Genomic DNA, 637 nt, shown 5'->3' on the forward strand with positions numbered 1-637 from the left:
CTTGGGTTGTACGTAATAGGACAGAATTTATGCGTAAAGCAAAGATTTACCGTTACTGCCTTCCAATGGACAGTGGCGTAATACTGCGTGATAACAAGCTGACGGAACGCATCGGCTACATTGTTGAGCTATCTGATGGCGAGAACACGGGATTAGGTGAAGTCGCACCGCTTTTTGGTTTTAGCTTGGAAAGTACCGAAGAGGCTGGCATTCAGTTACAAGAACAGGCTGAACGCTGGGTCGCGGGTATACCGGTTGATTATGCCAATATGTATCCTTCGGTTGCGTTTGGCTTATCTATGGCTCAATTGGAGTTAGAAGGTGGTTTGCCGACGCAAGGCAAATATCAAACTGCTCCACTGTGTACGGGCGATCCCGATGAGTTGATTCCAAAACTCAACGAGATGGAAGGTGAGAAAGTGGCAAAAGTGAAAGTGGGTCTGTATGAGCCCATTCGCGACGGCATGCTTGTGAATCTCTTCCTTGAATCTATCCCTCAATTAACGCTTCGACTGGATGCGAACCGCGCTTGGACTCCCGAAAAAGCGCAGCAGTTTGCTAAGTACATTACACCGTCTCTTCGCCAACGAATTACGTTTTTGGAAGAGCCATGCCGAGCTCCTGGCGACAGCATGTC

1 protein-coding gene is annotated in these 637 nt (G+C 48.4%); it reads left to right on the forward strand.

Features of this window, described 5'->3' with window-relative positions; genetic code table 11:
* Positions 1–29 precede the first annotated feature (29 nt).
* A partial coding sequence (gene menC, locus R8N47_RS26005) for an o-succinylbenzoate synthase (protein WP_318186204.1) occupies positions 30–637 on the forward strand: 608 nt, incomplete at its 3' end.

The sequence above is a fragment of the Vibrio sp. 2132-1 genome, from assembly GCF_033344315.1.